Origin of the sequence: Bacteroides sp. An279 (assembly GCF_002159615.1) — a bacterium.
In the GTDB taxonomy this organism is placed as follows: Bacteria; Bacteroidota; Bacteroidia; order Bacteroidales; family Bacteroidaceae; genus Phocaeicola; species Phocaeicola intestinalis.
This window is the reverse complement of the sequence record NZ_NFJA01000145.1, coordinates 1-5,310: the sequence shown is the minus strand read 5'-3', so window position 1 is coordinate 5,310 and position 5,310 is coordinate 1. Positions and strand designations below refer to the sequence as shown.

Annotated in this window: 6 protein-coding genes; 5 read left to right on the top strand and 1 reads right to left on the bottom strand. The window is 44.6% G+C overall.

What is annotated here, in order from left to right; translation table 11 throughout:
* Positions 1-180 precede the first annotated feature (180 nt).
* Positions 181-1,023, bottom strand: coding sequence for a DUF3737 family protein (locus tag B5F78_RS15805; RefSeq protein ID WP_013619161.1), 843 nt, complete (start codon positions 1,021-1,023; stop codon positions 181-183).
* A 385-nt stretch (positions 1,024-1,408) separates the two neighbouring features.
* Between B5F78_RS15805 and B5F78_RS15800 the strand changes: the two genes are divergently transcribed.
* The 5 genes from B5F78_RS15800 to B5F78_RS16950 all read left to right on the top strand — a co-directional run bounded on the left by B5F78_RS15800 (position 1,409) and on the right by B5F78_RS16950 (position 5,184).
* The gene (locus B5F78_RS15800) at positions 1,409-3,040 is read left to right on the top strand and encodes a tetratricopeptide repeat protein (RefSeq protein ID WP_087407181.1); all 1,632 of its coding nucleotides are present in this window, start codon (positions 1,409-1,411) and stop codon (positions 3,038-3,040) included.
* Positions 3,041-3,136: 96 nt separating this feature from the next.
* Entirely contained in the window at positions 3,137-3,508 is a 372-nt protein-coding gene (locus tag B5F78_RS15795; protein WP_140400210.1) for a DUF3244 domain-containing protein, read from the top strand.
* Between the two features lie 18 nt (positions 3,509-3,526).
* On the top strand, positions 3,527-4,402 hold the full coding sequence (locus B5F78_RS15790; protein ID WP_087407180.1) for a DUF1573 domain-containing protein: 876 nt from the start codon (positions 3,527-3,529) through the stop codon (positions 4,400-4,402).
* Positions 4,403-4,716: 314 nt separating this feature from the next.
* Positions 4,717-4,956: an NVEALA domain-containing protein gene (locus B5F78_RS15785; protein ID WP_087251521.1), complete on the top strand. Its 240-nt coding sequence runs from the start codon at positions 4,717-4,719 to the stop codon at positions 4,954-4,956.
* Between the two features lie 3 nt (positions 4,957-4,959).
* Complete coding sequence (locus tag B5F78_RS16950; protein WP_140400209.1) at positions 4,960-5,184, top strand: hypothetical protein; 225 nt, start codon at positions 4,960-4,962, stop codon at positions 5,182-5,184.
* Positions 5,185-5,310 lie beyond the last annotated feature (126 nt).

The window sequence follows — 5,310 nt, the reverse complement described above, 5'->3', positions numbered from 1 at the left end:
CCGCTTCTGTTCTTCGTCAGATAGCCCGCTATCTTCCTCATCACAGAAGCGAAAATGCCTCAAAAACTCATCCCAAATCATCGCACGATAAATTCAAAACAGCTTCTAAAAAAATAATTATTCCATTATACGGAGGAAATGATTTTATCAATCTGTGTAATCTGTGGTGAAAATTCTTTATTACCTTGTTTCTATCACGCAATCGGCTGGAGCTTTGATGTTTTCATCCAGTGTGATGGAGCCGATACTGTCTGCTATGATGCGTCCTGACATCGGGTTCTTGATGTTGGTGATAGCCCCGCGGATGTCGGCGTTCAGGGTAGAATATTCGAAGGCGCGGTCGCAGGACGGGTCGAAAGTACAGTTCTCCAGCACCAGGTCTTCGGCATAACACAAAGGCTGTTCGCCGGAGATGTGGCAATTAACCAGGCGCAGGTTCTTCGAGTGCCAGCCCAGATACTCACCGTTCAGTTCCGAATCGTAAATCGTTACGTTCTCCACTTCCCAGAAAGCGTCCTTCGTCGTAATCTTCGCGTTATGGATTTCCACGTTCTTCACGTATTGGAATACATACTTGCTGTCGCTTTCCAGCCCGTCCACATAAATATCGTTGCTGAACATGAACGGATAGGTACCGTCGTGCAGGCGGAGGTTCTTCACGCGGATGCGGTTGCACCGCCAGAACACTTCGTCGGCATCGTTCATCTGTACGTTTTCTATCTCAATGTCGTTCATTTCACGGAACATCTTCGGGGCGTCGATTACGGTATCTTTCATGATTAAATGGTCGGAATACCACAATGCCGAGCGTCCGCCTACGGCAAAGTAACAATTGTCAATGGTAAAGCCGTGTACGTGCCAGAACGGATAATTCCCCTCGAAACGGCAATTGGTTGCTACGATGTTGCTGCACTCTTTGATGCCCGATTCTCCTTCGCGGATGGTCACGTTATCCAAGTGAAGGTCGTGCGAGGCGAACAGCGGGCGTTCGCCCCCGAATTCTTTGTCTTTAATCAGCTGCATAGTATATTTGTTATTTGGTTGTTTTTCTTCGGGTGCAAAATTACAACATTCTTCCCATTCTTTTGTAAATGAATTACAGATGATACTACCTCGATTACAGAAAGGACAGAGAATTTTGATATGATACCATGCACAATTTCATACCACGCAAAGTTTAAGTCTCTAATCGGGTTGTATTATCAATCCAGAGAGCATCCTTTTATGGTTTCCATATCAAAACCGTACGTTCTCCAATTGGAAATCGTACGTTTTCGATATGGAAACCGTACGGTTTTGATATGGAGAACGTAAAAGTAAGACAGCCTGAGACAGATACTGAGCCTTTTAATCATACATTGATTCGCATCTGCTGAAACAAACTTATTTATTTTGTATCTTTGTAGGCATGAAACACGTGATACTGATTTTCTTCTGTCTGTTGTTTTGTTCCTGCCGCCAAGGAGGAGGTAAGAACGATTGGGCTTTGCTGCACGAGGCCTCCCTACATACCGCACAACCTGATTCGGTAATGGACCTGCTCGGGCAGATAGCCCGCCCCGACTGTTTGCAAGGAAAGGCGCGGGCAGACTATGCCTTGCTCTATACCGAAGCCTTGAACAAACAGGGCCGGATAGGAACGAACGATTCGTTGATAAAGATTGCCCTCGGCTATTACAGCAAACAGGCTCCCGGCATCCCGCTTGCCAAAAGCTATTTCCTCTTGGGACGCATCTACCAGCAGCAAGGCAACGACACCCTTGCCCTGAAGGTCAATCTGCAGGCACTTGCCGCTTTGCCCTCACAAACGCAAGACCGTACACGGATGTTGGTGAACTACGACTTGGGGTACTTATATCACAAAACTGACTGCTACTCACAAGCCTTGTTACATTACCGGGAAATGCAGAAGTATGTAGACACACATTCTGATACGTTGGATTGTTACATCACCGCGTACAGCTTGGGAGACATCTTTATGTTGCTGAATCGATACGACAGTGCTTACCATTATTATCAGGAAGCCATTTCGTTCGCCCGCCAATTAGAAAATAAATCCTACGAAAGGTATATCATCAGGCAATTGTGCCTGCATGCCCGTTTGACCGGCAATCGTCAACAGGCTAAAGTTTACCTGCAGGAAATAGTTGATACTTACGGCAATGATTTTTACAACAAAGCTGTGCTTTTCAAAGAAGAAGGTAATGTCGATTCGGCTTCTTTCTATTTCCTCAAAGCAACAAAAGATCCGCAAATCATCACCCGGACTATGGCATTTTATAACCTGTTACAGTTGCATCGGAAAGAACACCCGGCTTTGGCTTTCGTCTATGTCGATTCTTTCCATATTTATAAAGATTCGCTTTATGCCTTGCGGCAAACCGATAAAATAGGGAGACTGACCGAACAATATCTGCAACAAATGAGCCGCCAAAAGGCGGAGGCTAACCGACGTGAAAACACCATTTACTTATGTGTAGGTGTCTTCATCACGCTTCTGTTATGCGGCATCGGCATTTTCCTTTTCATCAAGCGTCGGGAACGCCGCTACTTGCTATTAGAGAAACAGTTAGTCACAGACCGATTGGCGGCAATCAAAGAATATGTAGCTGAACAGAACCGGCGGAACCCTGAAGCATGGAAAACGATGCGCCAAGAGATAGCAGCCATAGAAACGCAAACACTTATCGGACAGTTTCAAGAGACCGTATGGCAAAAGCGAATCAATGCCATACAGAAAGGCAACGGCAAGCCTTTCTCGAAAAAAGAACAGGCAGTGTTCCAAAAAGAAATCCTCGCCCTGTTTGATGAACTCGTGAAACGGCTGCAAGCGGAGCATCCCCAAATCACTAAAGATGACTTGCTGTTTTGCCTGCTTTCTCTTATGAATTATCCTACCAGTCTGATAGCCGCGTGCATCGGATGTAAGGAAAACACCCTGCGTACCCGCAAGCATCGCTTGAAAGAGAAACTATCAAAAGAGACATTCGGGCTTTTCTTTCATTCCTCTATAAACCAGCAAGATACAGAAGAAGTGTAACGCTCGTTGTAACGCTGTAACGGAAATTGTCACGCAAAATATTTGGCTGTTTTTATCAATTTTCAGAATTTTGTGGAAACAAAAAATGAAATACTTATGAAAACAAAACTGATTGCTTTATTGTGTATGCTAATGACGGTTTCTTTCTGTATTGCTCAAATCACTAATACGAATACAGAAATAAAATTACAGCAAAGCATAGGAAATGGAGAAGGGCGTCCAAAACCCAGTTCATTAATGGAAGAACCTCGTGCATTCCTTGACCAATCAAAATTGTCTGTTTCGATGCCCGAAAGCAGAGAAGCGGTGGTTTCGATTATGCGTCAGATGAATGGAACGATGGTTTATCAACGGGCCTATTTCCATACGCAAAGCGTGACGGTAGACCTTGGCGGTATGCCGGTAGGTACGTATCAGTTGCGGATAGAAATAGACGGAACGGTTTATACAGGTACTTTCCGTTTGTAACCAAATGTTACCAAAGCTATGAAGAAAACAGGTATATTCTTACTGTTGCTGTCTTTGCTGGCAGCCTGTCAAGAATCTGATAAGGAACGCCTGACTCGCCTGGTGCAGGAATGGGATGGGAAGGAAATCGCTTTTCCTGCGCAAGCGGTGTTTACGGTACAGGGCAGGGACACGGTAGATTTCCGCTGGCAGTCTGCTCCTTACCGCATTGTGACGTATGTCGATTCTCTGGGTTGTGCCAGCTGCAAGCTGCAGTTGCCCAAGTGGAAACAGTTGATAGCGGAGACCGATTCGTTGTTCGGAAAGGAAAAGTTGTCTTATGTATTCTTTTTCCATCCGAAAGATGCACGCGAGTTAACCTATCTGACACGACGCGATGGCTTTACCTATCCGGTGTGTTTCGACCGTGAGGATGCTTTCAACCGCGTGAACCGTTTCCCTTCGGAGATGGCTCTGCAGACTTTCCTCCTTGATAAGGACAACCGGGTAGTTGCCATCGGCAATCCCGTCCATAATCCGCAGGTGAAGGAACTTTACCTGAATATCATCGGCGGCAAGCGTTCCGCAACAACCGGTACGAAGCAGACCTCTGCTTCGTTAAGCGAACGGGACGTGCAATTCGGTTCTTTCCCGATGGGGGAGAAGAAAGAACGGAAGGTGACGCTGAAGAACACGGGTGATGCTCCTTTGGTGATACACGGGGTTGATACTTCTTGCGGTTGCACGCGTGTGGAATACAGCCAGCGTCCTTTGCGTCCGGGCGAGGAAACCACCTTGCTCATCATTTACGAGGCGGATGAGGCAGGTCATTTCCGCAAGACGGTAGACGTGTATTGCAACACGGCAGATGCTCCGTTGCGCATCAGTGTGACGGGAGAAGCGGTAAGCAATTGATAATTGACAATGGACAATTGACAATTGGGTTTCTTCCATTCGTTGTAGGGGCGTATCGCATACGCCCGAATGCGCCAACTAATCCATGCGGATGCAAAAGATAATGATATCATATATAATAAGGAGTGGAAACAATACAGAAAGTGTTTGGAAGACAACCTGTATGTTCCCACTCCAGTCAAACCCTAAAATAGAAAGGAGGACAGACCGTTGCAAAGTTAAGAAGAAAACAGAAGATTCGCAAATCGGTGATTTGCGGCTTCGCAGATGAAAAAACGAATTGAATTGAATAATAACTTTAAACGAATTTAATTATGAAAACAACTATTTTGAAATTGATTTTTTCGACAGCATTGATTGTGGTAGCAGGCATTACGCTTTATCGTGCACAAGAAAAAGAGATGTTATCTGATATAGCTTTATCTAATGTAGAAGCACTGGCTAGAGGAGAAAGTGATGGTGATTGTTCAGATTGTGCTATCTATGCTCCAGGTATATGTAAAGACTGGGGATGGGGTGGTTGTACAGGAAAAAATGCTATAAAATATTTGTAAACTATGAAAAGAGTAGGTTGTGTATTAATATCTTTGTTGTTTATTGTTAGTTGGGGATTTGTAACAACGTCATCTAAGCAGAATGCAAAAGAAGAACTGTTACTTCTACAGAATGTGGAAGCGCTCGCTGTTCCAGAAATCATAGTTGGACCATTTTGTATGGTAACAAGTTCTATTTGTGTTGTAGAATCTGATGGGCTATTTCTTAGAGGTGTTCCTTTATTTTAATTTTTATTGTCAGGAAATAGAGTTTATGTAATTTAGATTTGTTATATATCGCGCATACGCGTACCTTTGCAACATGAATTACCATGACCATAAAGACAACAGCAAAAGTTTCCGTGCCTTGACGGG

Coding starts and splice junctions, on each gene's coding strand:
- B5F78_RS15805 (WP_013619161.1), bottom strand. CDS start 1,023: ATGCAGCTGATTAAAGACAAAGAATTCGGGGGCGAACGCCCGCTGTTC.
- B5F78_RS15800 (WP_087407181.1), top strand. CDS start 1,409: ATGAAACACGTGATACTGATTTTCTTCTGTCTGTTGTTTTGTTCCTGC.
- B5F78_RS15795 (WP_140400210.1), top strand. CDS start 3,137: ATGAAAACAAAACTGATTGCTTTATTGTGTATGCTAATGACGGTTTCT.
- B5F78_RS15790 (WP_087407180.1), top strand. CDS start 3,527: ATGAAGAAAACAGGTATATTCTTACTGTTGCTGTCTTTGCTGGCAGCC.
- B5F78_RS15785 (WP_087251521.1), top strand. CDS start 4,717: ATGAAAACAACTATTTTGAAATTGATTTTTTCGACAGCATTGATTGTG.
- B5F78_RS16950 (WP_140400209.1), top strand. CDS start 4,960: ATGAAAAGAGTAGGTTGTGTATTAATATCTTTGTTGTTTATTGTTAGT.